Source organism: Enterobacter sp. BNK-16 (assembly GCF_048684955.1).
In the GTDB taxonomy this organism is placed as follows: domain Bacteria; phylum Pseudomonadota; class Gammaproteobacteria; order Enterobacterales; family Enterobacteriaceae; genus Enterobacter; species Enterobacter bugandensis.
Window position 1 is genome coordinate 1660857 of the sequence record NZ_JBLQTQ010000001.1, and the last position, 25373, is coordinate 1686229.

At 55.2% G+C, this 25373-nt stretch carries 24 protein-coding genes, 1 tRNA gene and 1 pseudogene; 11 read left to right on the plus strand and 15 right to left on the minus strand.

Features of this window, described 5'->3' with window-relative positions; genetic code table 11:
- Window positions 1-70: 70 nt before the first annotated feature.
- From ridA to ACMGGH_RS07970, 4 genes are all read right to left on the minus strand, one after another.
- Window positions 71-457: a 2-iminobutanoate/2-iminopropanoate deaminase gene (gene ridA / locus ACMGGH_RS07955; RefSeq protein ID WP_003863373.1), complete on the minus strand. Its 387-nt coding sequence runs from the start codon at window positions 455-457 to the stop codon at window positions 71-73.
- A gap of 73 nt (window positions 458-530) precedes the next feature.
- The gene (gene pyrI, locus ACMGGH_RS07960; RefSeq protein ID WP_010427352.1) at window positions 531-992 is read right to left on the minus strand and encodes an aspartate carbamoyltransferase regulatory subunit; all 462 of its coding nucleotides are present in this window, start codon (window positions 990-992) and stop codon (window positions 531-533) included.
- Window positions 993-1004: 12 nt separating this feature from the next.
- Complete coding sequence (pyrB, locus tag ACMGGH_RS07965) at window positions 1005-1937, minus strand: aspartate carbamoyltransferase (protein WP_028015316.1); 933 nt, start codon at window positions 1935-1937, stop codon at window positions 1005-1007.
- 34 nt (window positions 1938-1971) lie between these two features.
- Entirely contained in the window at window positions 1972-2076 is a 105-nt protein-coding gene (locus tag ACMGGH_RS07970) for a pyrBI operon leader peptide (protein ID WP_022646880.1), read from the minus strand.
- On the opposite strand from ACMGGH_RS07970, the pseudogene ACMGGH_RS07975 reads away from it, so the two are divergent.
- Window positions 2056-2173 (plus strand): annotated as a pseudogene (locus ACMGGH_RS07975) (hypothetical protein). The gene ACMGGH_RS07970 and the pseudogene ACMGGH_RS07975 sit on opposite strands and share 21 nt — an antisense overlap.
- Before the next feature lie 3 nt (window positions 2174-2176).
- Here ACMGGH_RS07975 and ACMGGH_RS07980 read toward each other — a convergent pair.
- The 5 genes from ACMGGH_RS07980 to arcA form a co-directional block, all read right to left on the minus strand.
- On the minus strand, window positions 2177-2656 hold the full coding sequence (locus tag ACMGGH_RS07980) for an arginine repressor (RefSeq protein WP_028015317.1): 480 nt from the start codon (window positions 2654-2656) through the stop codon (window positions 2177-2179).
- Window positions 2657-2736: 80 nt separating this feature from the next.
- Window positions 2737-4140 (minus strand): YfcC family protein, encoded by a 1404-nt coding sequence (locus tag ACMGGH_RS07985; protein WP_045259604.1) that lies wholly within the window; start codon window positions 4138-4140, stop codon window positions 2737-2739.
- 47 nt (window positions 4141-4187) lie between these two features.
- Entirely contained in the window at window positions 4188-5192 is a 1005-nt protein-coding gene (gene argF / locus ACMGGH_RS07990) for an ornithine carbamoyltransferase (protein ID WP_232948682.1), read from the minus strand.
- 26 nt (window positions 5193-5218) lie between these two features.
- Window positions 5219-6130, minus strand: a complete 912-nt coding sequence (arcC, locus tag ACMGGH_RS07995; RefSeq protein ID WP_232948681.1) for a carbamate kinase — start codon at window positions 6128-6130, stop codon at window positions 5219-5221.
- Window positions 6131-6139: 9 nt separating this feature from the next.
- Entirely contained in the window at window positions 6140-7360 is a 1221-nt protein-coding gene (gene arcA / locus ACMGGH_RS08000; protein ID WP_008501384.1) for an arginine deiminase, read from the minus strand.
- A 675-nt stretch (window positions 7361-8035) separates the two neighbouring features.
- Here arcA and ACMGGH_RS08005 point away from each other — a divergent pair.
- From ACMGGH_RS08005 to ACMGGH_RS08025, 5 genes are all read left to right on the plus strand, one after another.
- Complete coding sequence (locus tag ACMGGH_RS08005; RefSeq protein ID WP_028015322.1) at window positions 8036-8488, plus strand: YhcH/YjgK/YiaL family protein; 453 nt, start codon at window positions 8036-8038, stop codon at window positions 8486-8488.
- Window positions 8489-8690: 202 nt separating this feature from the next.
- Window positions 8691-9599 carry a 2-keto-3-deoxygluconate aldolase gene (gene yagE, locus ACMGGH_RS08010; RefSeq protein WP_232948680.1) on the plus strand — a complete coding sequence of 303 codons (909 nt, stop codon included), beginning with the start codon at window positions 8691-8693 and terminating at the stop codon, window positions 9597-9599.
- 14 nt (window positions 9600-9613) lie between these two features.
- The gene (yagF, locus tag ACMGGH_RS08015) at window positions 9614-11581 is read left to right on the plus strand and encodes a xylonate dehydratase YagF (protein ID WP_232948679.1); all 1968 of its coding nucleotides are present in this window, start codon (window positions 9614-9616) and stop codon (window positions 11579-11581) included.
- Window positions 11582-11807: 226 nt separating this feature from the next.
- Window positions 11808-13190 carry an MFS transporter gene (locus ACMGGH_RS08020; RefSeq protein ID WP_227441993.1) on the plus strand — a complete coding sequence of 461 codons (1383 nt, stop codon included), beginning with the start codon at window positions 11808-11810 and terminating at the stop codon, window positions 13188-13190.
- An 11-nt stretch (window positions 13191-13201) separates the two neighbouring features.
- Window positions 13202-14812, plus strand: coding sequence for a glycoside hydrolase family 43 protein (locus ACMGGH_RS08025; RefSeq protein WP_069733171.1), 1611 nt, complete (start codon window positions 13202-13204; stop codon window positions 14810-14812).
- Here the strand turns inward: ACMGGH_RS08025 and xynR are convergent.
- The 3 genes from xynR to argL form a co-directional block, all read right to left on the minus strand.
- The gene (xynR, locus tag ACMGGH_RS08030; RefSeq protein ID WP_100170992.1) at window positions 14797-15558 is read right to left on the minus strand and encodes a DNA-binding transcriptional repressor XynR; all 762 of its coding nucleotides are present in this window, start codon (window positions 15556-15558) and stop codon (window positions 14797-14799) included. The two genes, ACMGGH_RS08025 and xynR, sit on opposite strands and share 16 nt — an antisense overlap.
- Window positions 15559-15738: 180 nt before the next feature.
- Entirely contained in the window at window positions 15739-16743 is a 1005-nt protein-coding gene (argF, locus tag ACMGGH_RS08035; RefSeq protein WP_232948678.1) for an ornithine carbamoyltransferase, read from the minus strand.
- Window positions 16713-16808, minus strand: coding sequence for a putative translational regulatory protein ArgL (gene argL, locus ACMGGH_RS08040; RefSeq protein WP_226848185.1), 96 nt, complete (start codon window positions 16806-16808; stop codon window positions 16713-16715). The genes argF (ACMGGH_RS08035) and argL overlap by 31 nt, the downstream gene beginning before the upstream one ends.
- Before the next feature lie 99 nt (window positions 16809-16907).
- On the opposite strand from argL, the gene rraB reads away from it, so the two are divergent.
- The 5 genes from rraB (at window position 16908) to ACMGGH_RS08065 (ending at window position 20554) form a co-directional block, all read left to right on the plus strand.
- Complete coding sequence (rraB, locus tag ACMGGH_RS08045; RefSeq protein ID WP_008501374.1) at window positions 16908-17333, plus strand: ribonuclease E inhibitor RraB; 426 nt, start codon at window positions 16908-16910, stop codon at window positions 17331-17333.
- Between the two features lie 46 nt (window positions 17334-17379).
- On the plus strand, window positions 17380-18138 hold the full coding sequence (gene miaE / locus ACMGGH_RS08050) for a tRNA isopentenyl-2-thiomethyl-A-37 hydroxylase MiaE (protein WP_232948677.1): 759 nt from the start codon (window positions 17380-17382) through the stop codon (window positions 18136-18138).
- A 30-nt stretch (window positions 18139-18168) separates the two neighbouring features.
- Complete coding sequence (locus ACMGGH_RS08055) at window positions 18169-18891, plus strand: topoisomerase II (RefSeq protein ID WP_232948676.1); 723 nt, start codon at window positions 18169-18171, stop codon at window positions 18889-18891.
- 106 nt (window positions 18892-18997) lie between these two features.
- Window positions 18998-19082 (plus strand) — tRNA-Leu (locus ACMGGH_RS08060).
- Window positions 19083-19282: 200 nt separating this feature from the next.
- Window positions 19283-20554: a tyrosine-type recombinase/integrase gene (locus ACMGGH_RS08065; protein WP_420299086.1), complete on the plus strand. Its 1272-nt coding sequence runs from the start codon at window positions 19283-19285 to the stop codon at window positions 20552-20554.
- A gap of 327 nt (window positions 20555-20881) precedes the next feature.
- On the opposite strand, the gene ACMGGH_RS08070 is transcribed toward ACMGGH_RS08065, so the two are convergent.
- The 3 genes from ACMGGH_RS08070 to ACMGGH_RS08080 form a co-directional block, all read right to left on the minus strand.
- A complete protein-coding gene (locus ACMGGH_RS08070) occupies window positions 20882-21715 on the minus strand; it encodes an ATP F0F1 synthase synthase (RefSeq protein ID WP_420299087.1) in 834 nt (277 codons plus the stop codon).
- Complete coding sequence (locus ACMGGH_RS08075) at window positions 21712-22275, minus strand: hypothetical protein (RefSeq protein WP_420299088.1); 564 nt, start codon at window positions 22273-22275, stop codon at window positions 21712-21714. The genes ACMGGH_RS08070 and ACMGGH_RS08075 overlap by 4 nt, the downstream gene beginning before the upstream one ends.
- Window positions 22276-22410: 135 nt before the next feature.
- On the minus strand, window positions 22411-25326 hold the full coding sequence (locus ACMGGH_RS08080) for a type I restriction endonuclease subunit R (RefSeq protein ID WP_420299089.1): 2916 nt from the start codon (window positions 25324-25326) through the stop codon (window positions 22411-22413).
- Between the last annotated feature and the right edge of the window lie 47 nt (window positions 25327-25373).

Here is a 25373-nt window from a genome sequence, read left to right on the forward strand (position 1 = left end):
TTTACCCGGAGAGTAAAAATAACCGAAATAAAAAAGGCAGCCCGAGCTGCCTTCTGTTTATTGAAATGTATTAACGACGTACGGCGATCGCTTCAATTTCAATTTTCACGTCTTTTGGCAGACGCGCCACTTCCACGCAGGAGCGCGCCGGGAAGGTGGCGTTGTGCTCGGTGAAGAACGCTTCATACGTAGCGTTAACGGTGGCGAAGTCGTTCAGATCTTTCACGAACACCGTCGTTTTGACGATATCACCCACTTTCAGGCCCGCAGATTCAACGATAGCCTGCACGTTTTCCAGCGACTGACGCGCCTGCGCCGCCACGTCGGCCGGTACTTCACCGGTTTTCGGGTTTACCGGGATCTGGCCAGAGGTGATGATCATGCTGCCCAGATCAACGCCCTGAACGTATGGGCCGATAGCCGCTGGTGCATTTTCCGTCGCGAGTACTTTGCTCATTTTTTCTCCAGAATTACAGCGTTAAGAATGTTCCCGGCCATTATAACAGCCGGGATTTCATTACCAACCTCAATTAGTTGGCCAGCACCACATAATGGGAAAACTCTTTTTCGCAGTATTTGCATTTGAGCGCGATGTCATTGGCGCGCTTTTTCACTGCAAAGCTGGACGAAACCGGCTCGGCGTGGCTGATGCAGTTGCTGTTCGGGCAGACCAGCACGCTTTCGATGCGCTCCGGCAGGCTCGGGCGGGATTTGCCCACCACGTCGTAATCGTCGATGCGGTTAACCGTGGCGTCCGGCGCGTACAGCGAGAGCTGGTTGACCTGCTCGTCGGTCAGGAAGGTGTTCTCGATCTTGATCAGATCTTTACGGCCCATTTCGCCGGACGGCAGGTTCAGGCCGATGGTAATGCGCTGGTCGGTTTCGGTCAGTTTGAACAGCGTCAGCAGCTTAAAGCCCACCTGCGCAGGGATGTGGTCAATCACGGTGCCACGCTTGATGGCTTCAACCTGGAGTTTGTTATCGTGTGTCATGGTCGTCTCCCCTTACAGAGCTAATTCGCGATTCAGAACCAGTGCCAGTAACGCCTGGCGGGCGAAGATGCCGTTCCCGGCCTGCTGGAAGTACCAGGCGTGCGGCGTTTTATCCACGTCGGTGGCAATCTCATCGATCCGCGGCAGCGGGTGCAGCACCTTCATGTTGTCGCGCGCGCCGTCGAGATCGCTGGCGCGCAGCACGAACTGCGCCTTCACGTTGGCGTATTCGGACGGATCCAGACGCTCTTTCTGCACGCGGGTCATATAGAGAATATCCACGTTGCCCACCACCTCTTCGATGCTGGCGTGCAGGCTCCACGTAATGCCTTTCTCGTCCAGCATGTCGAGGATGTACTGCGGCATCGCCAGCGCGTCCGGGGCGATGAAGAAGAAGCGGTTGCCGCTAAATTTCGCCAGCGCCTGGGTCAGGGAGTGGACGGTGCGGCCGTACTTCAGGTCGCCGACCATGGCGATGTTCAGGTTTTCAAGCGTGCCCTGGGTCTCCTGAATGGTGAACAGGTCCAGCAGGGTTTGCGTCGGATGCTGGTTGGCGCCGTCACCGGCGTTCAGCACCGGAATACCGCCAGAAAACTCGGTTGCCAGACGCGCCGCGCCCTCCTGCGGGTGGCGCATCACAATCGCGTCAACGTAGGTGCTGATCACTGAAATGGTATCCGCCAGGGTTTCGCCTTTTTTGCCCAGCGACGTGTTGCTGCTGTCCGAGAAGCCCACCACGCTCGCGCCCAGGCGGTGCATGGAGGTTTCAAAGGAGAGGCGGGTGCGCGTCGAGGCTTCAAAGAAACAGCTCGCGATCACCTTGTGCTTCAGCAGCTCTGGCTGCGGATTGGCCTTCAGTTTTGCCGCGGTTTCCAGAACCAGTTCCAGCTCTTCGCGGCTGAGGTCGTTTATGGAAATGATGTGTTTTTGATAAAGCGGATTCATGTTTATCTCCTGACGCCGGGCAAAAAAAAGCCCCTCAAATGAGGGGCTCTGGGAATAGGTTTAGCAACGGGAAGAAAAACGGCAGGCCAGCGTCTGATTTCAGACGCGGTAAGACGTTATGTCGTACACGCTTGACCATGCTTCCTCCCGGCAAATTGTCGGGCATTATACGCAGCTCGTTTTTGGGATCAAGCGATTTAATGCACGCTTTACTCAATGCAAACGGTTCTTTATGAATATTAATGCATTCTGAGTAAATAATTAATTTGCTTGTGCACCAGCGCGGTACGCTTCACCACCCGGGGCGCGACCCAGACGATACTGCTTCCCGCCACCACGCCTAAAATTTCCGGTAACTGGTGATAATCCAGAATACGCGCCACCGCGCGGCCATATCCGGCAACGGTATGAATAAGGATAAATTCGCTATTGTGCTCCACGCTCACCACCATTTCGGAGACGGTACGCGCGGCGTCGGGGGCAGGGCGCAGCTGGGGATTCAGCGAATAAATCTTTAGCCCTTTGGCATTGCGAATTTTTATGACGCCAAGCAGCTTGAGCAGACGTGAAACGGTGGACTGGCTGATGGTCTCAAAACCCCGCTCCTGCAAGTCGCGGCGGATCTCTTCCTGAGAGAGATAGCTCTTTTCCGCGATCAGACGCTGGCAGACCGTTAGCTGTAGTTGCTCTTTGGGAGAGTACTCTTCGTAATCCATCATAGTTCCCATATCAGTTCCCGAAATAACCGGTGGCACCGCACCGATCCGTAGGCCGGATGAGCGCAGCGCCATCCGGCAAATCACAACAACGCGCCCAGGCTTAACGCCACCATAATCACCACCGTCAAAATCCCCAGCAGCGGCGCGACCCATTTCAGATAACGCACGTAGGGCACGCGGGCGATAGCCAGCCCGCCCATCACGACGGCAGAGGTGGGGGTGATAAGGTTAACGATGCCGGACGCCGACTGGTAAGCCGTAACCACCAGGTCGCGGTTGACGTTAGCGAAATCGGCAAGGGGCGCCATGATCGGCATCGTCAGAACGGCCAGGCCGGACGAAGAAGGCACAAGAAACGACAGCACCACCTCCAGCCAGTACATCACGTTAATGAACGCCACCGTCGACAATCCGGTGACCATCCCCTCGGCGCTGTGCAAAATGGTGTGGGTAATCATGCCCTTATCCATAATCACTACGATACCGCGCGCGATGCCGATAATCAGCGCGACGCCCAGCAAATCTCGCGCGCCGTTGATAAAGGTTGAGGTCAGCTCCTCTTCGCTCATGCGGGCGATAAGCCCAACGATAATGGCGCTGGCGAGGAACACCGCCGAGATCTCCGCCATCCACCAGCCCAGCACCGCCACGCCGTAGATCATCACCGCGAAGGCGAGGGCGAAAATCACCAGGATGAGTTTGCGCACCGGGGTAAATTCCAGCGACTGCTCGCCCTTGTTGCCGAGGAAGTGGGCGAGGTTCTCCTCCTGTTTATCCGCCACGATCGACAGCGACGGATCTTTGCGCACCTTGCGGGCATAGCGCATCACCCACGCCACGCAGATGATCCAGCCGATGACCAGCAGCGCGATGCGCAGCATGATCCCATTGGTGAAGGGGATCCCGGCGGCGTTGGCGGCGATCACCGTCGCGAACGGGTTAATGGTGGACCCGAGCGTGCCGATCCCCGCCCCGAGCAGTACGGTGGACGCGGCAACCACCGGATCGAACCGCGCCGCCAGCATCACCGGCACCAGTAAGGTATAGAAGGGCAGCGACTCTTCGGCCATGCCGTAAATCGTGCCGCCTGCGGCAAACAGCGCCATCAGGATCGGGATCATCCACTCTTCGCGCCCGCGCAGCTTAGTGGTGACGCGCTCGATCCCGGCGTCAATCGCTCCGGTTTTGGTGACGATCCCGAGAAATCCCCCGATGATCAGGATAAACAGCGCGACGTCGATCGCCCCGGCCTGGCCGGACTCCGGATCGTACAGTCCGGCTATCGGGGCCATCAGCACCGACACCAGCCCCTGCGGGTGCGATGCCACGTGCGCATAGGTGCCGGCAACCGGCACCTCTTTGCCGAGCGCCTCGTTCATCGCCATATGGTACTGCCCGGCCGGAACAATCCACGTCAGCACGGCAACCACGGCAATCAGAAAAAAGAGAATGGTGTAAGCGGAGGGAAACTTGAACTTGCCCATGATGTTCTCCTGAAACCCGGCGCACCCCGCGGCGCGCCGGGCGGTGATTAGTCGCCGAGTGTCGCCACCATGACCGCCTTAATGGTGTGCATGCGGTTTTCTGCTTCGTCAAAGACGATGGAGTTCGGTGATTCAAAGACCTCTTCCGTCACCTCCAGTCCCTTCAGGCCGTACGCCATCTCGATCTCGCGGCCCACTTTAGTGTGCTCGTTGTGGAACGCGGGCAGGCAGTGCATGAACTTGACGTTCGGGTTGCCGGTGGCCTTCATCACGTCCGCGTTGATTTGATACGGCTTCATCAGGCTGACGCGCTCGGCCCAGGCCTCCTTCGGCTCTCCCATGGAGACCCACACGTCGGTGTAGAGGAAATCGGTGCCCTGCACGCCTTCTTCCACATCGTCGGTGAGGGTGATGCGCGCGCCCGTTTCTTTGGCGATGGCGCGGCACTGCTCAACCAGCCCTGCTTCTGGCCAGAAGGATTTCGGTGCCACGAGGCGGATATCCATCCCCATCTTGGCCGCGCCGACCATCAGGGAGTTGCCCATGTTATTCCGCGCGTCGCCGAGATAGGCAAAGCTCAACTCCGGCAGGGTTTTGCCCGGTGAATGCTCCAGCATGGTCATCAGGTCAGCGAGAATTTGCGTCGGGTGGAACTCGTCGGTCAGGCCGTTCCATACCGGCACGCCCGCGTACTCGCCCAGCTCCTCGACGATGGCCTGGCCGTAGCCGCGGTACTCGATGCCGTCATACATGCGGCCCAGCACGCGGGCGGTGTCTTTCATCGACTCTTTATGGCCGATCTGCGACCCGCTTGGACCGAGGTAGGTGACCTGCGCGCCCTGATCAAACGCGCCCACTTCGAAGGCGCAGCGGGTGCGGGTGGAGGTTTTTTCAAAGATCAGGGCGATGTTTTTCCCGACCAGCGTCTGCTTTTCGCGCCCGGCTTTTTTGGCCGCCTTCAGCTCGATGGCGAGGTCGATCAGGTACTGAATTTCCGCCGGGGTGTAGTCCAGCAGTTTGAGGAAGTTGCGTTTTTTCAGGTTGATGGTCATGGCTAAATCCTTTTTAAAATGAGTGATCAGTTACGAATCAGCGTGCCTTTCTCGCCCGCCAGGATCTCCGCGCCATCGGCCAGCGCGCCGATCCCGGCAATGCCGTTGCAGGCCTCAACAAATTCGCGGCAGGCGGCCACTTTCGGCCCCATCGATCCGGCGTCGAACGTCATGTCTTTAAGCAATTCCGGCGTCACCTGCGCCAGCGGGCGCTGGGTCGGCTTGCCCCAGTCGAGGTACACCGCGTCGGCATCGGTGAGGATCAGCAGGGCATCGGCCTCGATCTGGCGCGCCAGCAGGGCGGCGGAGAGGTCTTTGTCGATCACCGCCTCAACGCCGCGATAGCCGTTGGCGTTTTCCACTACCGGCACGCCGCCGCCGCCGTTGCAGATGACCAGGTGGTCGCGCTGGATCAGCGCCGTGATGGCGTCGCTCTCCACGATGCGCTTCGGCTGCGGAGAGGGCACCACGCGGCGGAAATAGGCGCCGTCTGCCCTGAACGTCCAGCCTTTTTCTGCGGCCAGCGCTTTCGCCTGCGCTTCGCTGTACACCGGGCCGATGTATTTGGTCGGGTTGCTAAAGGCCGGATCGGCAGCGTCCACTTCCACCTGGGTGAGCAGGACGCTCACCTCACGCTGCGGCAGATTGTTTTTCAGCGCCTGCTGGAGCATGTAGCCGATCATCCCCTGGCTTTCCGCGCCGAGAACGTCCAGCGGGTAGGGCGTCACTTTGTCGTAGGCGCTGTTCTGCAGCGCCAGCAGCCCGACCTGCGGCCCGTTGCCGTGCACCAGCACCACGCGCCACTGTTCTGTTAATCCGGCGATGGTGCGGGCGGCCTGCTCGATGTTCTGGCGCTGGATATCCGCTTCCAGCGGCTCGCCGCGCTTGAGCAGCGCGTTGCCGCCCAGGGCCACAACCAGAGTGGGTTTTCGTTCCATGATGGCTCCTTAAATTCCGTCGCGTTCCAGTGGGCAGCTCATGCAGCGCGCGCCGCCGCGACCGCGTCCCAGCTCGTCGCCGGGGATCGGCAGCACGGTAATGCCCGCTTTGTCGTACTTCTCGTTGGTCCAGACGTTACGCTCGTAGCCGATCACTACGCCCGGGCGGATGGTCAAAACGTTGTTGGCGTCGTTCCACTGCTCGCGTTCGGCTTCAAAGGCGTCGCCGCCGGTGGTGATCAGGCGGACCTGGTTAATGCCTAGGGCTTTCTCAATGGCGTGCAGCAGGTCGGTTTCCTGCGTGCGCAGCAGGCCGCCGCGTCCGTCCGGCGTGAGCGTCCAGCACTGGGCGTCTTTACGCACCACTTCCGGATAGACGGAGAAGGTATCCACGTCGATGTGGGTCATCACCGTGTCGAGGTGCATGCAGGAGCGGTGTTTTGGCAGCTCAACGGCAATCACGCGTTCGGCCTGACGGTGTTTAAACAGGCTGTTGGCGAGGAACTCCACGCCCTGCGGCGTCGTGCGCTCGGACATGCCGATCAATACCGCGCCGCGGCCAATCACCAGTACGTCGCCGCCTTCTAAGGTGGCGTGGTCGTAATTAATATTCTCGTCGCCGAAATACTTAATAAAATCGCCGTCGGCAAATGCCGGGTGCCAGCGATATATCGCGCGCAGATTATTGGTTTCACGCTGGCGGGCGGGTTTAGCCATTGGGTTAATGGACACGCCGTTATAAATCCAGCAGGAGGTATCGCGGGTAAATAAATGGTTCGGCAGCGGCTTCATAATAAAATCATTCGCCGTGTGGGTATCCACTACCATATTTTTAATGGCTGCCGGAATTTCGCCGTAGGTTAATCCCCCGCTTAATCGCCGCGCCAGTTCGCGGTGCGGCATATCCGCCAGCCAGCCGCGCACGTCGCCGGCAAAGGTTGGCCCGAGGCGATAGTCGGAAATTTGTGTTTCAAGAAGCCAGGCTTTCGCTTCTGCAATATCAAGCGTTTGCGTGAGCAGGTCGGTCAACAGCAGGACTTCCACACCCTGCTCGCGCAACGTGTTTGCAAAGATGTCATGCTCCTCACCCGCCCGTTCAACCGACAGTACATCATCAAATAACAGCTCCTGACAGTTTGAGGGGGTTAACCGCTTCAGACTTAAATTAGGGCGGTGCAGCATAACGCTACGCAATTGACCAATTTCAGAACCGACGTAATGCTTTTCCATAATTATTCCTTTAACTGTTTTTCAGAATAAAAAGGGCATGCGCCATGTGGTGTGTTTAATTACATGGCGGCTAAGCTCAATTGATTTCGTGATTTATACTAGGCAGTTAAATAATCCGTAATGTGATATTGCTCACGCGAAAATGGATATTAATGAGTTTGTTTTCATTTGCATGATTCGCATCAGATAATGATTAATTTCATATTATTGGGAGTTGAATAGCTAAGCAGGATCCGGTGGCATTATTTGAGGTTGTTATTATTTTGTAGAATTATACATTTTGTAATTATTATTTATCCATTTGATTTTAAACGATTAAATAAAGTGGAAAGAATGGCTATGCAATAATGACAATTAACTATTTTTGACTTAAGGAAAATCCATAAATAATTATGGGCTTATAACGGAAATTATCAAAGTCGTAAAATGTGATACGGCAGCGGGTTTTGTTATTAAGCTCTTTATTTCAGTGGGTTATGTTAGAACCTTAGCGCGCGCGAAATGAGGTTATGCATAACCGCTGCATAATTGCCTGGGCAGGATTAACAGTGGGTTAACACCTTTCCCGATAAACATGCGCTCGCGCAAACCTCGTCGAAAAAGGGCTGGTATGGCAGGCTTAACTCTCGTATAAAAGACAAAAATGAAACGTTGTTTTACATCGAGAGGTTTCCCATGATTATCGGCAACATCCACCATCTGCAGTCCTGGCTGCCTGACGCGCTGCGCCAGGCCATTGAGCACGTTAAAGCCCACGTCACCGACGCCACGCCGCTCGGCAAGCATGACATCAACGGCAACAGCCTGTTTTATCTGGTGTCAGAAGACATGACCCAGCCGTTCGCCGAGCGCCGCGCCGAGTACCACGCGCGCTATCTGGATATCCAGATTGTGCTGAAGGGCCAGGAAGGGATGACGTTCAGCACCCTGCCGCACGGCACGCCGGACACCGATTGGCTGGCGGATAAAGACATCGCGTTCCTGCCGGAAGGCGAGCAGGAGAAAACCGTGGTGCTGAGTGAAGGGGATTTTGTGGTGTTCTGGCCGGGTGAAGTGCATAAGCCGCTGTGCGCGGTGGGGGAGCCTGCTAAGGTCAGAAAAGTGGTTGTTAAAATGCTGGTGGAGTAATTTCCCCTCACCCCAGCCTTCTCCCACAGGGAGAGGGCTGGGGCACCAGACCGCACCCACGCATAATGTGATCCAGCTTAAACTTCCCGCACTCCCTCCTCATCTCCCATTTACCTCCCCTTTTTCTGCGTCATAGTATGATCGTTAAATTAATGAACGCTGTTCTATAATGTAGAACAAAATGATTCAACAAGGAGATCTTATGCCGCAGTCCGCGTTGTTCACGGGAATCATTCCCCCTGTCTCCACCATTTTTACCGCCGACGGCCAGCTTGATGAGCAGGGCACCGCCGCGCTGATCGACGATCTGATCGCAGCGGGCGTTGACGGCCTGTTCTTCCTGGGCAGCGGCGGCGAGTTCTCCCAGCTCAGCGCTGGAGAGCGTAAAACCATTGCCCGCTTTGCTATCGATCATGTCGATCGTCGTGTGCCGGTGCTGATCGGCACCGGCGGCACCAACGCCCGGGAAACCATTGAACTCAGCCAGCACGCGCAGCAGGCGGGGGCGGACGGCATCGTGGTGATCAACCCCTACTACTGGAAGGTGTCGGAAGCGAACCTGATCCGCTATTTCGAACAGGTGGCCGACAGCGTCACGCTGCCGGTGATGCTCTATAACTTCCCGGCGCTGACCGGGCAGGATCTGACTCCGGCGCTGGTGAAAACCCTGGCCGATTCGCGCAGCAATATTATCGGCATCAAAGACACCATCGACTCCGTCGCCCACCTGCGCAGCATGATCCTTACCGTTAAAGCCGCTCACCCGCACTTCACCGTGCTGTGCGGCTACGACGATCATCTGTTTAATACCCTGCTGCTCGGCGGCGACGGGGCGATTTCGGCGAGCGGCAACTTTGCCCCGCAGGTGTCGGTGAATCTTCTGAAAGCCTGGCGGGATAAAGACGTGGCGAAAGCGGCTGAGTATCATCAGACCCTGCTGCAAATCCCGCAGATGTATCAGCTGGATACGCCGTTTGTGAACGTCATTAAAGAGGCGATCGTGCTTTGTGGTCGTCCAGTCTCCACGCACGTGCTGCCGCCCGCCACGCCGCTGGACGAGCCGCGTAAGGCGCAGCTGAAAACCCTGCTGCAACAGCTCAAGCTCTGCTGAGCCGGACGATAACGATGACCATTGAGAAAATTTTCACCCCTCAGGACGATGCGTTTTATGCGGTGATCACCCACGCGGCGGGGCCGCAGGGCGCGCTGCCGCTGACCCCGCAGATGCTGATGGAATCCCCCAGCGGCAACCTGTTCGGCATGACGCAGAACGCCGGGATGGGCTGGGACGCCAATAAGCTGACCGGCAAAGAGGTGCTGATTATCGGCACCCAGGGCGGTATTCGCGCCGGGGACGGACGCCCGGTTGCGCTGGGCTACCACACCGGACACTGGGAAATCGGCATGCAGATGCAGGCGGCGGCGAAGGAGATCACCCGCAACGGCGGGATCCCGTTTGCGGCCTTCGTCAGCGATCCGTGCGACGGGCGCTCGCAAGGCACGTACGGCATGTTCGACTCCCTGCCGTATCGTAACGACGCGGCGATCGTGTTTCGCCGTCTGATCCGCTCCCTGCCGACGCGCCGGGCGGTGATCGGCGTGGCGACCTGCGATAAAGGGCTGCCCGCCACCATGATTGCGCTGGCCTCCATGCACGACCTGCCGACCATTCTGGTGCCGGGCGGGGCGACGCTGCCGCCGACCGTGGGGGAAGATGCGGGCAAGGTGCAGACCATCGGCGCGCGTTTTGCCAACCACGAGCTCTCCTTGCAGGAGGCCGCCGAGCTCGGCTGTCGCGCCTGCGCGTCGCCGGGTGGCGGCTGCCAGTTCCTCGGCACGGCGGGCACCTCGCAGGTGGTGGCGGAAGCGCTGGGGCTGGCGCTGCCGCACTCCGCGCTGGCGCCGTCCGGGCAGGCGGTGTGGCTGGAGAACGCCCGCCAGTCGGCGCGGGCGGTGAGCGAGCTGGATAACCGCGGCATCACCACGCGCGATATCCTCACCGATAAAGCCATCGAAAACGCCATGGTGATCCACGCGGCGTTCGGCGGCTCGACGAATTTACTGCTGCACATCCCGGCCATCGCCCACGCGGCGGGCTGCACGATCCCGGACGTAGAGCACTGGACGCGCGTCAACCGCAGGGTGCCGCGCCTGGTGAGCGTGCTGCCCAACGGCCCGGACTATCACCCGACCGTGCGCGCGTTCCTCGCGGGCGGCGTGCCGGAAGTGATGCTCCACCTGCGCGATCTCGGCCTGCTGCATCTGGACGCCATGACCGTCACCGGCCAGACGGTGGGCGAGAACCTCGACTGGTGGCAGACGTCCGAGCGCCGTAAGCGCTTCCGCCAGTGCCTGCGCGAGCAGGACGGCGTGGAGCCGGATGACGTGATCCTGCCGCCGGAGAAGGCCAAAGCGAAAGGGCTGACCTCGACGGTCTGCTTCCCGACGGGCAACATCGCGCCGGAAGGTTCGGTGATCAAGGCCACGGCGATCGACCCGTCGGTGGTGGATGACGATGGCGTTTACCGCCACACCGGCCGGGTGCGAGTGTTTGTCTCGGAAGCGCAGGCCATCAAGGCCATCAAGCGGGAAGAGATTGCGCAGGGCGATATCATGGTGGTGATCGGCGGCGGCCCGTCCGGCACCGGTATGGAAGAGACCTACCAGCTCACCTCCGCGCTGAAGCATATCTCCTGGGGCAAGACGGTGTCGTTAATCACCGATGCGCGCTTCTCGGGCGTATCGACGGGCGCCTGCTTCGGGCACGTGTCGCCGGAGGCGCTGGCAGGCGGGCCGATTGGCAAGCTGCGCGACAACGACATCATCGAGATTGCCGTCGACCGACTGACCCTCACGGGCAGCGTGAACTTTATCGGCACGGCGGATAACCCGCTGACGCCGGAGGAGGGCGCGCGCGAGCTGGCGCTGCGGCAGACGCACCCGGACCTGCACGCCCACGACTTTTTGCCGGACGATACCCGGCTGTGGGCGGCATTGCAGTCCGTAAGCGGCGGCACCTGGAAAGGCTGTATTTATGACACCGATAAAATTATTGAGGTAATTAACGCCGGTAAAAAAGCGCTCGGCATTTAATTATTTTTCACGCGATTGTCGTCTACGGAATATATTCCGTGGGCGGCTTTTGCGCATCTGTAATTTGTTAATTAAAACAATGTTTTGCGATATATCGTTGGCGTCACAAAAGCAAAATAACATAATTCAGAAATAAGATATGACCATTGCTGGTTAATTGAACAGCTCATTACACTCCATTAACACGATGTTGTAATTCAGCACACTACCAAAGGGTGTAATTCTGATGACGCAGTTAACCATGAAAGACAAAATTGGCTACGGGCTGGGTGACACCGCCTGCGGCTTTGTCTGGCAGGCCACGATGTTCCTGCTGGCCTATTTCTACACCGACGTGTTTGGTCTCTCCGCGGGCATTATGGGCACGCTGTTTTTAGTCTCCCGCGTGCTCGACGCCGTGACCGACCCGCTGATGGGGCTGCTGGTAGACCGCACCCGCACGCGGCACGGTCAGTTCCGCCCGTTCCTGCTGTGGGGCGCCATCCCGTTTGGCATCGTCTGCATGCTGACCTTCTACACGCCGGACTTCTCCGCGCAGGGCAAAATCATCTACGCCTGCGCGACCTACATTCTCCTGACCCTGGTCTACACCTTCGTTAACGTCCCGTACTGCGCCATGCCGGGGGTGATCACCGCCGACCCGAAAGAGCGCCACGCCCTTCAGTCCTGGCGCTTCTTCCTCGCCGCGGCGGGCTCGCTCGCCATCAGCGGCATTGCGCTGCCGCTGGTCAGCATCATCGGCAAGGGGGACGAGCAGGTGGGCTATTTCGGCGCCATGTGCGTGCTGGGGCTGACCGGCGTGGTCCTGCTTTACGTCTGCTTCTTCACCACCAAAGAGCGCTACACCTTTGAGGTGCAGCCGGGCTCGTCGGTGGCGAAAGATCTCAGGCTGCTGCTGGGCAACGGCCAGTGGCGCATCATGTGCGCATTCAAGATGATGGCGACCTGCTCCAACGTGGTGCGCGGCGGGGCGACGCTCTACTTCGTGAAATACGTGATGGATCACCCGGAGATGGCAACCCAGTTTTTACTCTACGGCAGCCTCGCCACCATGTTCGGCTCGCTCTGCTCCTCCCGACTGCTGGGCCGCTTCGATCGCGTCACCGCCTTCAAGTGGATCATCGTCGCCTACTCGCTGATCAGCCTGCTGATTTTCGTCACCCCGGCGGAGCACATCGCGCTGATTTTCGCCCTCAACATCCTGTTCCTGTTCGTCTTTAACACCACCACGCCGCTGCAGTGGCTGATGGCCTCTGACGTGGTGGATTACGAAGAAAGCCGCAGCGGGCGACGCCTGGACGGGCTGGTGTTCTCCACCTACCTGTTCAGCCTGAAGATTGGCCTGGCGATTGGCGGGGCGGTGGTGGGCTGGATCCTTGCGTATGTGAACTACTCCGCCAGCAGCAGCGTGCAGCCGGTGGAAGTGCTGACCACCATCAAAATTTTGTTCTGCGTGGTGCCGGTGGTGCTCTACGCGGGCATGTTCATCATGCTGTCGTTCTACAAGCTCACCGACGCCCGCGTGGAGGCCATCAGCCAGCAGCTGATCAAGCACCGCGCGGCGCAGGGCGAGGCCGTTCCCGACGCCGCGACAGCCGCATCCCATTAACCGGAGGCAACATGGAAATTACTAACCCGATCCTGACCGGCTTCAACCCGGACCCGTCCCTCTGCCGTCAGGGCGAGGACTACTACATCGCCACCTCGACCTTCGAGTGGTTCCCGGGCGTGCGCATCTATCACTCCCGCGACCTGAAAAACTGGTCGCTGGTCAGCACGCCGCTGGACCGCGTGTCGATGCTGGACATGAAGGGCAACCCGGACTCCGGCGGCATCTGGGCGCCTTGCCTGAGCTACGCCGACGGCAAGTTCTGGCTGCTCTATACCGACGTGAAGATTGTCGACTCGCCGTGGAAAAACGGCCGCAACTTCCTCGTCACCGCGCCGTCCATTGAGGGGCCGTGGAGCGAGCCGATCCCGATGGGCAACGGTGGGTTCGATCCGTCCCTGTTCCACGACGACGATGGCCGCAAATACTACCTCTACCGTCCGTGGGGGCCGCGTCACCACAGCAACCCGCACAACACCATTGTGATGCAGGAGTTTGACCCGCAGACCGGCACGCTCTCGCCCGAGCGCAAAACGCTGTTTACCGGCACGCCGCTCTGCTACACCGAAGGGGCGCATCTTTATCGCCACGCGGGCTGGTACTACCTGATGGTTGCCGAGGGCGGCACCAGCTACGAGCACGCGGTCGTGGTACTGCGTTCAAAAAATATCGACGGGCCGTACGAGCTGCACCCGGACGTGACGATGATGACCAGCTGGCACCTGCCGGAGAACCCGCTGCAGAAGAGCGGCCACGGCTCGCTGCTGCAAACCCATACGGGAGAATGGTATATGGCCTACCTCACCAGCCGCCCGCTGCGCCTGCCCGGCGTGCCGCTGCTGGCCTCCGGCGGGCGCGGCTACTGCCCGCTGGGGCGCGAGACCGGCATCGCCCGTATTGCGTGGCGCGACGGCTGGCCGTACGTGGAAGGCGGCAAACACGCGCAGCTGACGGTGAAAGGCCCGCAGGTGGTGGAACAGCCCGCAGCCGCTCAGGGTAACTGGCGGGAGGATTTCGACGGCAGCACGCTTGACCCGGAACTGCAGACCCTGCGCATTCCGTTCGACGACACCCTCGGCTCGCTCACCGCGCGCCCGGGCTTCTTACGGCTCTACGGCAACGACTCGCTCAACTCGACCTTCACCCAGTCGACCGTGGCGCGCCGCTGGCAGCACTTCACCTTCCGTGCCGAGACGCGGATGCAGTTCTCGCCGATCCACTTCCAGCAGAGCGCCGGGCTGACCTGCTACTACAACAGCAAAAACTGGAGCTACTGCTTTGTGGACTACGAGGAGGGGCAGGGCAGAACGATTAAGGTTATCCAGCTCGACCACAACGTACCGTCGTGGCCGCTGCACGAGCAGCCCATTCCGGTGCCGGAACATGCGGAGAGCGTCTGGCTGCGGGTAGACGTGGATACGCTGGTCTACCGCTACAGCTACTCCTTCGACGGCGAGACGTGGCACGCCGTGCCGGTCACGTATGAGGCGTGGAAGCTGTCAGACGATTACATCGGAGGGCGCGGCTTCTTTACCGGCGCGTTTGTGGGGCTGCACTGCGAGGACATCAGCGGCGACGGCTGTCACGCGGACTTCGACTACTTCACCTACGAGCCGGTATAGCCCAGCGCGCGTGACAGCTCGAGCCCGGCCTGCTGAAGCTCCTCGCGGAAGCGGGCTAGCTCGGCGTCGTCCACGCGGGAGGTGAGCGTCGACAGGCTCAGGGCGGCAATCACGCGGGATTCGTGGTTCCACACCGGCACTGCCACGCAGCGCACGCCCTGCTCGTTCTCTTCGCTGTCCAGGGCGTAGCCCTGCTCGCGGGTCTGCGCCAGGGCGGTCATTAACGCTTCGCGGGAGGCGAGGGTAGCGGGTGTAAAGGTGGTGTACTGATAGCCCTCCAGCAGGGCGTTAAGCTCGGCCTCGCCCAGCCAGGCAATCAACACTTTGCCGATGGCGGTGGCGTGAACCGGCAGGCGGCGGCCGATGCGCGAATAGGCGATGGCGGCCAGCTTGCCTTCAATCTTCTCGATATAGACCCCTTCACGCCCGTCCAGGATCCCCAGATGGGTGGTCTGTCCGGTCCGCTGTGACAGCTCCGTCAGCCAGCCTTTCGCCTTCTGGCGGATATCGATTGAGCCCACGACAAAATGGCCGCGCTCGACCAGCTTCATGCCGAGGCGATATTTTCCGTTCTCCGGGTTCTGATCGATATAGCCGTGAAGCTGCAGGGTTTTCAGCAGCGAGTGGAGGGTACTCTTGCTCAGCCCCATCAGTTTGCTGATGTCGGTGATCTTAAGCTCGGTGGCCTGCTCGTTAAACAGGTCGAGGATCTGCAACGCACGTTCAACAGACTGAATAATCGGCATAATGCTGGTATGTCCACGCTGGAATGAAGGCGAAAACGTACCTTTTTCGGGGTGAAAAATCAATGAAATGGAGCCGGTTTGCCCGGCGGCGCTTCGCTTGCACGGGCCTACGGGGTGGGTTTTCTCCCTCTCCCTGTGGGAGAGGGCTGGGGTGAGGGCACCAGCGCGCAGAGGACCCAATCACTCCCCAAGCGTCGCCACCATCACCGCCTTAATCGTATGCATCCGGTTTTCCGCCTGGTCGAACACGATGCTCGCCGCCGACTCAAACACCTCATCCGTCACCTCCATCCCGCCGTGCAGGTCGAACTCCTTCGCCATCTGCTTGCCGAGCGTGGTCTGGTCGTCATGGAACGCGGGCAGACAGTGCAGGAACTTCACGTTCGGGTTGCCGGTGAGCGCCATCATCTGCGCGTTCACCTGATACCCGCGCAGCAGGGCAATACGCTCCGCCCACTTCTCTTTGGCTTCGCCCATCGACACCCAGACGTCGGTATAGATAAAGTCCGCGCCCTTCACGCCCGCCGCCACGTCTTCCGTCAGGGTGATTTTGCCGCCGTGCTTCTCCGCCAGCGCGCTGCACTCCGCCACCAGGCTCTCTTCCGGCCAGCAGGCCTTCGGGGCCACCAGGCGCAGATCCAGCCCGGTCAGCGCCGCCGCTTCCAGCATCGAGTTGCCCATGTTGTTGCGCGCGTCGCCCGCGTAGACCAGCGTCATCTCGTTAAACGCCTTGCCCGGCAAGTGCTCCTGCATGGTCAGCAGGTCCGCCAGCAGCTGGGTCGGGTGGAACTCGTTGGTCAGCCCGTTCCACACCGGCACGCCCGCATACTGCGCCAGCGTTTCGACGACTTCCTGGCCGTGACCGCGATACTGAATGCCGTCGTACATCCGCCCGAGCACGCGTGCGGTGTCCTTAATTGACTCTTTATGCCCAATCTGGCTGCCGCTCGGCCCTAAATACGTGACGCGTGCGCCCTGGTCAAATGCGGCAACTTCGAAAGAGCAACGGGTACGGGTCGAGTCTTTTTCGAAGATGAGCGCGATGTTCTTACCGGTAAGCTTCTGTACTTCCTTGCCATTTTTCTTATCAGCCTTGAGCTGTGCGGCAAGGGTCAGCAGAGAAGTGAACTGTGCAGGGGTAAAGTCGAGCAATTTCAGAAAGTGTTTCTTGTACAAATCGGCCATTTTATCCTCGCATGGCGAACGCCACTTATTGAATTAAAATTCACTTTATATGTGTAATTATTCATTTGCAACCCCGTTTCACAAATCTTTCCAACAAAGGTGGAGGCAAACCCGTCCGTGTGTGAAAATAGAAGTATCTGCCGCACTTTAAAGAGGATTGAGCCATGGCAAACCCGGAATTACTGGAAGAGCAACGCGAAGAGACGCGTCTGATTATTGAAGAGCTGCTGGAAGACGGTAGCGATCCGGACGCGCTGTACACCATCGAGCACCATTTCTCTGCGGATGATTTCGACGCGCTGGAAAAAATGGCCGTGGAAGCCTTCAAGCTGGGTTACGAAGTGACCGAGCCGGAAGAGCTGGAAGTGGAAGAGGGCGACACCGTCATCTGCTGCGACATCCTGAGCGAAGGCGCGCTGAAGGCGGAGCTGATTGACGCGCAGGTCGAACAGCTGATGAACCTGGCCGAGAAGTTTGACGTGGAATACGACGGCTGGGGAACCTACTTCGAAGATCCGAACGGTGAAGACGGCGAAGAAGGCGACGACGAAGATTACGTCGACGAAGACGACGACGGCGTGCGTCACTAAGCGTTTCAGGCGGTGGCACGCGCCACCGCTTTTTCAAGGCAGAACCATGGATTACCCGCAGATACTCGCCCCCGTACTCAACTTCCTCCAGTGCCCGACCCCGCAAGCATGGATTGATAAAGCCCGCGACCCGGCGAACCTGCCGCTGCTGCTCACCGACCACATGGTGTGCGAGCTCAAGGCCGCTCAAACCGCGCTATTACTCGTGCGCAAATACGTCGCCGACGAAAGCGGTGCCGACGCGCTGCTCGACTGGCTCAAGCCCTACGAACAGTTCACCTTTCGCGACGGCCCGGAGCCGGACTTCATCGCCCTTCACAGGCAGATTGGCAAAAGCGTAATGCCCAAAACCGACGACCCGTGGGGCCAGGCGCTCATCGACAGCATGGTGCTGTTGATTAAAGAGGAGCTGCACCACTTCTGGCAGGTGCGCGAGGCGATGCTGGCCCGCGACATCCCGTACGTCAAAATCACCGCCAGCCGCTACGCCAAAGGGATGCTGAAGGAAGTGCGCACTCACGAACCGCTGACGCTGATCGACAAGCTCATCTGCGGCGCCTACATCGAAGCCCGCTCCTGCGAACGCTTCGCCGCACTGGCCCCGTTCCTTGACGATGACCTGCAGAAGTTCTATCTCTCGCTGCTGCGCTCGGAAGCGCGCCACTATCAGGATTACCTGACGCTGGCCCGGCAGGTAAGCGACGACGATATCTCACCGCGCATACAGCTTTTTGGCGAAATTGAAGCCACACTTATCTCGACACCGGACCACGAGTTTCGCTTCCACAGCGGCGTGCCGGTGTAAACCGGCATAACGCAAGGATAAGGATGCGAGATGAAAAAAACGTGGATCAGTACGGTCATTGTTGTTGTCGCGGCTGCCGCCGTGGCGTTCTGGGTCTTCTTCGACAGGCAGCGCGCTCCGGAAGCGCAAATTGATACCGCCCTTAACGCGATGCCCGCCTGGCAGGTGATCAAGGAGCAGGAGCCTGTGCTGCATCAGCGCATCCTTGACCAGATGGCCGCCCTGCAAAAGGCCGGCGAGCCTGAGCAGCACATTATCGACACCATCCAGCCGCAGATCCTGCATTTGCAGATGACGCGCCTGCAAAACGCCCCGGACGCCAACGTGGTGAACTACATGACCATCAACATGGAGCAGACCGCCGCCATCCAGAAGGTGAGCGACGACGCCTGCTTCCGCTTCCTCTACCCGATGGTGAAGGGCGGCGTGAACCCGATGCGCATGCTGGATAAAGACCTGATGACGCGGCGCATGCAGGCCGACGCCGACATGATGCGCGCGGCCTACGGCAAAAACCGCCACACCGTGACGCAGGCCGAGCGCGAGGCGGCCGTCGAGGATGTCCGACCGATTATGAAGGACCTTGCCGATAAGTACGGCGAGGACATCCAGCTGTTGCAGATGCCGGAGAAGGCGGCGGGCAAAGAGAAGCTCTCCTGCGATATGGTGCAGGAGATGTGGGCGAAGGTGCTGGCGCTGCCGGAGCAGAAGGCGGCAGGTGTGATTAGGCTGGCGGTGTCTGAGCTGGAGTGACAAAGGGCGCTGGTTTTTTGGGCACTTAGCGCGGGTTTCGCGCGTCGTCGCTTGCATGGCGGCGCGCGACAGGTATAATCCACAACGTTTCCGCATCCCCTTCAGTGCCGAAGTGGCGAAATCGGTAGACGCAGTTGATTCAAAATCAACCGTAGAAATACGTGCCGGTTCGAGTCCGGCCTTCGGCACCAAAATGATATAAATAGACGTCAACCGACGTCTTTTTTTATGCCTGAAATCCGCGGCCCACAAGGCTTTGCCCGCTTTCCTTCTCAACTAAAGTCAACCTAATTCAACCCACATCAACAAGCTTGTAAGTATACTAATGAGTATATTTTCCGATTCGATATTGCTTGTATACTCACGAGATACCAATGGAAGGAGGACCATTATGGCCCTAACAGATGCTAAAGTTCGTTCTGCGAAACCTGAGGAGAAAGAGTATTCACTTGTTGACGGCGACGGCATGTCCTTACTTGTAAAACCTAGCGGCTCTAAGTATTGGCGATTTCGTTTCCGTTTTGGCGGTAAACAACATTTGATGGCGTTCGGTGTCTATCCTGAAATTTCACTGGCGGATGCCCGGAAGAAAAGGGAAGAGGCCAGAAAGCTGGTAGCTACTGGTATCGATCCTCGTGAGCATAAACGTGCTGTGAAAGAAGAGCAGTCGAAAGAGATTATTACTTTCGAGAAGGTTGCCAGAGAGTGGCTCGTGACCAACCAAAAATGGTCGGAAGATCATGCCAATCGCGTAAAAAAGAGCCTGGAGGATAATATCTTCCCGGCAATTGGTACTCGTAATATTGCTGAACTGGGTACCCGCGATCTGTTAATTCCTATTAAAACCGTAGAGATGTCTGGACGTCTTGAAGTGGCCTCGCGCCTTCAACAGCGCACCACGGCTATCATGCGTTATGCAGTGCAGAGCGGGTTAATTGATTACAACCCGGCGCAAGAGATGGCAGGGGCGGTAGCTTCCAGTAATCGACAGCATCGTCCGGCGCTGGAGTTAAAGCGCATCCCTGAATTACTCCAGAAAATAGATGACTACACCGGCAGGCCACTAACCCGTTGGGCAACCGAACTCACTTTGCTTATCTTTATTAGATCCAGTGAACTGCGTTTTGCTCGCTGGTCAGAGATTGATTTTGAAACGTCAATGTGGACCATCCCTCCTGAGCGAGAGCCTATTCCCGGAGTGAAACATTCTCAGCGAGGGTCAAAAATGCGTACACCCCATCTGGTGCCGCTTTCAAAACAGGCGCTGGCGATCCTGAAGCAGATAAAACAGTTTTGCGGAGAGCACGAGCTCATTTTTATTGGCGATCACGATCCGCGTAAACCCATGAGTGAGAACACGGTGAACAGTGCGCTACGTGTCATGGGCTATGACACTAAAGTCGAAGTCTGTGGTCATGGTTTTCGCACAATGGCTTGTAGTTCGTTGATTGAGTCAGGACTATGGTCGAAGGATGCGGTGGAGCGGCAGATGAGCCATTTGGAACGTAACTCAGTGCGGGCTGCGTATATCCATAAAGCGGAACATCTGGATGAACGCAAGCTGATGTTGCAGTGGTGGGCGGATTTTCTGGATGCGAACCGGGAGGAAACAATTAGCCCATTTGATTATGCAAAACTCAATAACCCTATGTTAAGCAGGTAAATCGTGTAGAACACCAATTACATACAGAAGGCATCTGGAAGTTAAATTCCGGACGCCTTTTTACCTTTCAAAACCCAAAATCAGAAGAATAACAAAAGACTACGATATGCACGCAATCTGTTTCTGACAGTGCGAGTGAACGTAATATCGGCAGGACGGCAGGTGCACTCAGTGCGCAGGCACGGGGGCAGCAACAGGTTTTGTTACCTGTCCCCCCTAGATTATAGCCTCGACCTAAACTGTAATGGTAATAGCGAAGATTATACAGATTTCCTTCAGCTTCAGAATCCACAAATTCTGTTGATTAAGGTATCCATTACACCACTTTTATAATCTTTGTATTGAGTTGGCTAATCTCTTTTCATTACCAAATCTAGTAGTGTAAAATCTTTGTTCGATACCATACAGCAAATATTTTAACTCTTCTTCTGATGATACTTCGAATTTACTCTCAGTAGTGTCATATTTAAGTTTTTCAGCACAATAATCATTAATGTAATTCAGCATTTCACCTCTGTCTTCCACTGGCATCGTTGCAAGAGTATCCATAGCTAATGCAATTCTCTTTCGGTTTGGCTTTGATACCTTTTCTACATCATAGTCAGTTGAAAGTACAATGAAGGATTCACTTAAAAACGACTTAACTTCTTCTTCCGTGGCTTCTTTGTACAGGATATCGATACCTTTAAATATACTTGAGATTGTTGCGAGATTTCTGAATAATAATATATTTCTTTCCTTTAGATATACAGCATCAGGTATATGATTAACAATCAACCGCCCTTCATTTTCTTCTATTTCTGCTGATTCACCAAAAGCGATTGTTTTTCTCTTGATAAACAGGGATGGGGTTATTTTCTGAAAATAAAAGTCTTCATTCTGATGAGAGAATATATATGAAATCTTCGTGAAATATTTTTTTGTTAAATCGTCGAAGTCCTTAGAATCAAATTCATCCTTAATGCATGATAAGCAGAATGATTGCTGACTAAAATTTTCAATTTTGAACCATGAATCTTCATCAAGATTATGGTCAGGGTTATATGGAATGAGGCTAAGAGTAGATAAATCTAAAGCGTCAAACAAAGTGTAGTCTGATACCAATTTAAAAAAAGGTTTCTTACGAGGTCCTTTTACTTTCGCAAAAATGTTATTCATCATATTTTCCTTTCGATAAAGGTATAGTTGTTTATTCTAAATGCAACGGGGATCTTGATTTCTTTGGGGGTTTTGTATTTATGACGGCTAATTAAAAAAATGGATGCGCCGCTCTTGTTTTTAATGTTATAAAACTCATATCTAAACAGTAGAAATAAAGGGTTAAAGTATAATGCTTGAGACATAAAGGTAAAAATAAACAAAACGGCATAAACAAAAAACAAGGCAGACCAACTAGTTATACTTAAAGCTACAAAGAAATAACCAAGATAACTTGGAAGAAATGAGTTGTTCGCATGCTCCACCGAAACTATTTCACCTTCTTTAAACTCATCCTTGCCCAGTCTGGAACTTAAAAACAAACTAACCCAAGTTAGTAATATGGGGATTAGCATGTAAAATACGTATGATGTCATTTGTGGTAATAAACTCAACCAATGACTGTGTTCAAACCCTTGGAAAAAGTAATAAAGGGTGTACTTCTTTTGTACAAAGAAAATTATAGCCAACAACGATGTTGCGTTAAATGTTAAAAGAACTCTAAAAAGGAAATTTATTATCATAATGTATTCCTGTATCAAATACTGCGTATGATTATTTTATAGTATATCAATTAATCATTTACTTTCCACCTACAATATATCGCTTAACCGGGTAAATATATCAATAGCGAAGCCCCAATAGGGGCTTCGCTACCCTCAGAACCCACGCATTCCGTTGATAAAAGTATCAATCACGGCACAAACCTTGTCATATACACGTTTAAGCACCGTCTTCCTTTCAAGGATCCTGGGCGTCCATGTGAGAGCCTTGGCTACTTCGTCCTCGCGTGGGGTAATATCGGTAAACAGGTAATTATCCAGTAAAGCGGCAACTTTACTTTCATCCAGGCTTTCTTCAGCACACAGCGTTGCAACTGCTTTACGTTTTTCACGTTCAACGTAGGTTTCAAAGGTCTGGGTGATATCTTCATCATGCGAAACATGCAGCAGATTTTCTTCGATGAAGTTATCAATCAGCTCACGTTTGCTGCGCAGCGTGACGTCACTGTCAACGATATCCATGACCTTCTTCTTCTGCTCCTGCTGCTCTTCAGGTGGCATAGCCTGGATGCCAGCCAGTAGCCTCAGGATATAGCCGACATTAATTTCATCCCGATGAATCAGTGATACTTCAAAATCGACCTCATCCAGAATCGAGACTTTATCTTTGCCAGCGCGTTTTTTCACCTTGTCATAAATATCAAGATATTTACTGGTGTAATCGGCAAGAGTCTGATCCGATAAAGGCTTACTCACTTCATCAAAATCAGCAAAGCTCTCCAGGATATTCTTCAGTCGCATCATGTCACGGAAAGCCGTCACAAAAGCAAGCTGAGCTTTTTCATCCGGGAGGCTGTCCACGCTTTCCACTGTAGGTGTCAGGGTCAACATGGTATCTACAGCAGCCTGATAGTCGCTCAGGTACTCCTCAAAAGGTTTAACCAGCACGACTGAGGATGCGTCTTTGTTCGAGAATAACGCTATGGCATCATCAGTGGCTTTCTTGAGGTTGCGGAAGCAGACGATGTTACCGTGGCTTTTCTTTTCATTAAGAATACGGTTGGTTCGGGAGAATGCCTGTATCAGCCCGTGGTAACGCAGGTTTTTATCAACGTAAAGCGTATTGAGGGCCGGGCTGTCAAATCCCGTGAGGAACATATTGACCACCAGCAGGATATCAATCCCTTTTTCTTTGGTTCGTTGTGCAATGTTTTTGTAATAATTGTAAAAGCTTTGTGAATCATTAGCTGAATAGCTGGTGCCATACAGTGTATTGTAATCCTTGATGAAGCTGTCCAGATGGTCCCGACTGGAGATATCGATTTTCCCGCCTTGAGGTAGGCTGATATCTTCTTCATCCAGTAAGCCGTTAACTGCTTCCTTATCGCTTTTGTCCGCTTCGTTTGCTGCATAAGTAAAGATAGTAGCGATACGCAACGGTTTGTAACCCGGATCGGCCTGCTGAAGCTCTGTTTGTTTATCTTTAAAGAGGTTATAGTACTTAATAAGCATATCCACCGAGCCCACGCAGAACATTGCGGTAAACTCACGGCTTCGGGTCTTTGCATTGTGGTGAGCCAAGATGTAGTCGGTTATCTTGCCCAGCCGGATATCGCTTTCCATGACCTCTTTGGTGTCGATATCTTCCACATCGATATCGATCTCATTACTGGTTTCCTTACGGCGATAGGTTCCTACATACTCCACGGCAAAGCGCAATACGTTCTCATCACGGATGGCATCGACAATGACATACTTGTGGAGGCATTTATCAAACAGCATTTCAGTGGTCTGCTTGATACCATTGGTAATATTGACGTTATCGGCAAAAATCGGGGTCCCGGTAAAGCCAAACAGTTGTGCATTTTCAAAGAAACTGACGATAGCTTTGTGAGTGTCACCGAACTGGCTGCGGTGGCATTCGTCAAAGATAAAGACAATACGTTCCTTACGCAGGTGCTCCAGCTGTGCCTTATATCCTTCATGGGTAATGGCATTGTTCAGTTTCTGAATGGTGGTCAGTATCAGTTTACTGTTGTTAGCCTTTAGCTGCTTAATTAGTGTACTGGTATTGTTAGTGGTATCTACGCTGTCTTTAGCGAAACTGTTAAACTCTTTAGCTGTTTGATAATCCAGATCGCGACGATCGACGACGAAAATAACCCGATCAACTTCAGGCATGGACATGATCACCTGGCTGGCCTTAAAGCTGGTTAAAGTCTTCCCGCTACCTGTGGTATGCCAGATATAGCCATTACGGGGTTTGCTCTTTAGGTGAAGACTGTCCTTAACATGGCGGATCATCGCCTCACAGGCATAGTACTGATAGGGGCGCATGACCATCAGGCACTTACGAGTTTCATTCAGTACCGTGTAGTGAGTGATCATTTTTGCAATGTGACAAACTTTCAGGAAGGCTTCTGTAAACTTCTCTAGCGACTTAATGGGTTCATTTTTCTCGTCTGTCCAGAAAAAGGTCTGCTCGAAATGGTTAGCCCGATTATTAGCGTAATACTTAGTATCAACACCATTACTAATAATAAACAACTGAACATACTGGAACAGACCACTACCAACCCAGAATGCATCCCGATGGTAACGGTCAATCTGATTAAAGGCTTCTTTCAGGCCAAGCCCGCGTCGCTTAAGCTCAATCTGTACCAGCGGCAGGCCATTGATCAGTAGCGTAACGTCAAACCGCGTTTTGCGTGTGTTTTGTTCGGCGTTGTACTGCTTAACCTGACGGGTGACCTGAAACTCATTCTGGCACCACTCATCTTTGTTGATAAAGCTAAGCCATTTCTCCGTACCGTCATCACGCAGCAATTGGTAGCGATCGCGCAGGATTCTGGCGCGATCGATCACTTCATTACCTTTGGTCAGATGTAGAAAAACACGGTTAAATTCGCTGTCAGTGAGTGGGGCAGCCTCCAGCCGATTGTGAGTTTCAATCTGCTTGCGCAGGTTGGCTTTCATACTGGTTTCGTCGGTGACATTAACCGGTTCGTAATGCATACCCACCAGCTGGTTAACCAGCTGCGTTTCTAACTCGTATTCGCTTTGTGTAGCCATCAGCATTTAGTGCCTTCTACTGGATTGCAGCCCGGTATCGACCAGGC